Below are 1,892 nucleotides of genomic sequence, written 5' to 3' on the forward strand. Positions count from 1 at the left end.
AGCCTTCGCTATCAGTTCCGCGGAAACAACATTTCAGACGCGGCGCTCATCGTTTGCTCGCTAGATCCGTGCTACTCCTGCACCGACCGCGTTACCGTAGTGGACGTAAATACCAAAAAGAGCAAAATTTTAACCGAAAAAGACCTTAAGAAATTTTGCCAAACGGGCAAAATTAGCAAAAAGGATTTAAGATGATGAAGTTATTTGACGTAACCGAAAAATACGGAAAGGCGACCTACGCCTATCCGTTTGAGCCTTATAAGGTACCCGAAAATTTCCGCGGGCAGCCGTTTTACACCTACGAGCTTTGCATAGGCTGCGCGGCGTGCGGCGTAGCGTGCCCTAGCAACGCCATAGAGCTAAAGATGAACGAAAAGCAAGACAAGCTCGTGTGGCAGTTTGACTGCGGACGATGCATATTTTGCGGACGCTGCGACGAGGTTTGTCCAACCGGCGGCGTGCGCCTAAGCCAGGGTTTCGAGCTAGCGGTTAAATTTGACAAAAGCGCGCTAATCCAGCGCGGCGAGCTAGAGATGCAAAAGTGCAAATGCTGCGGCAAACCCTATACGCCCGTTCGCCTTATCAACTATACTTTTTCAAAGCTTAGCACGGCAAATTTGCTCCCTGGCAGACTAGAAGAAGCCAAAGACTATCTATATATCTGCCCCGAGTGCAAAAAAGCCCAAGCCGTAGAGCGCATAACTAAAGACGTAGAGGAGGGGATAAAATGAGCCTTTATCAAGTTCCCGAAAATATAAAAACGGCAAACGACCTAACCGCAAAGTTAGAACATCTAAAAAATATCAAACGAAGCTTTAGCGTCTACCGCATCGACTGCGGTAGCTGCAACGGCTGCGAGATAGAAATTTTCGCCGCTATTACGCCGATGTGGGATCCGGAGCGCTTTGGATTTAAGCTAGTAGCCAATCCTCGCCACGCAGACATTTTGCTCTGCACCGGCCCGGTTACGCGCCAGATGTATTATCCGCTGCTTCGCGCTTACGAGGCAGCTCCAGATCCAAAGATCGTGGTGGCTTTTGGCGCATGCGGCAGTACGGGCGGTATCTTTTACGACGCTTATAGCGTTTGGGGCGGTATAGATAAGATTATCCCCGTAGACGTCTATATCCCGGGCTGTCCTCCGCATCCTGCTAGCGTCATATACGGCCTTGGTATGGCTCTTGGCATCATAGATCAAAAGCTACAAAAAAGAAGCTTCGAGCAAGACGACTGCAAAGCCCCCGCCGTAAAAGAGTCTATCATAGGCGATATACTTTTCGAGCGCGATTTGGAGGCCGAAGCAAAAAGGCTAATGAGCTATATCTTCGGCAGGACGCTGTTTGCCAAGTATATGGACGCGGCCAAAACTTCTCCTAATATCCACGACGTAGCGGCTACTAAAAAAGCGATGCTAGAGGCTATCCATAAAGAAGAAGACCCTAGATACGCCGAGTGTATGGGACTGCTTTACAACGACGTCTATCTAAAATACGCCAAAGCAAAACGCGATACGCAAAACGCCATCGACGTCAAAAAAGAAATTTGGGATAAACGATGATAAGAGTCTATAAACTCGCCCGCCGCCACATGGACGAAAACGAAAAGATGCCAAAAGAGCTAAAAGATATCAAGCTATTTTCCGTCTGCGTCGGACACGGCGTGGGGACGGTGGACTTTAGCGAAAAATCGCTCGAAATACCCGACGAGGAGTTTGAGCGTATCGTAGCTAGCGGCGGCGAATACGTCAAATTTAAGCTGGGAAATTTAAGCAAGTATTTTGAAGTGGAGATATTTAGGGAGCATGCGGCAAGGCTCATCCCCGAGCTTTGCGAATGCGAGCTAAAAAAAGAGCTTGAAAATCTGCGCGAGGGATATCTGGTGCTTAGGAAGGA

General features: G+C 48.6%; 3 protein-coding genes and 1 pseudogene. All 4 read left to right on the forward strand.

The window, feature by feature from the left end:
- Window positions 1–195 (forward strand): annotated as a pseudogene (locus tag Q0314_RS00415) (hydrogenase large subunit); the annotation flags it as partial.
- Window positions 192–731, forward strand: a complete 540-nt coding sequence (locus tag Q0314_RS00420) for a formate hydrogenlyase complex iron-sulfur subunit (protein ID WP_295145296.1) — start codon at window positions 192–194, stop codon at window positions 729–731. The pseudogene Q0314_RS00415 and the gene Q0314_RS00420, both read left to right, overlap by 4 nt.
- On the forward strand, window positions 728–1,558 hold the full coding sequence (locus Q0314_RS00425; RefSeq protein WP_298055275.1) for an NADH-quinone oxidoreductase subunit B family protein: 831 nt from the start codon (window positions 728–730) through the stop codon (window positions 1,556–1,558). The genes Q0314_RS00420 and Q0314_RS00425 overlap by 4 nt, the downstream gene beginning before the upstream one ends.
- Window positions 1,555–1,892: formate hydrogenlyase maturation HycH family protein (locus tag Q0314_RS00430; protein ID WP_298055278.1), on the forward strand; the 338-nt coding region annotated here is incomplete at its 3' end. The genes Q0314_RS00425 and Q0314_RS00430, both read left to right, overlap by 4 nt.

It is taken from the genome of uncultured Campylobacter sp., assembly GCF_938040115.1.
In the GTDB taxonomy this organism is placed as follows: domain Bacteria; phylum Campylobacterota; class Campylobacteria; order Campylobacterales; family Campylobacteraceae; genus Campylobacter_A.

Excerpts from the sequence above, each read along its gene's own strand:
- Q0314_RS00425 (WP_298055275.1), top strand. The coding sequence starts at position 728 with ATGAGCCTTTATCAAGTTCCCGAAAATATAAAAACGGCAAACGACCTA.
- Q0314_RS00420 (WP_295145296.1), top strand. The coding sequence starts at position 192 with ATGATGAAGTTATTTGACGTAACCGAAAAATACGGAAAGGCGACCTAC.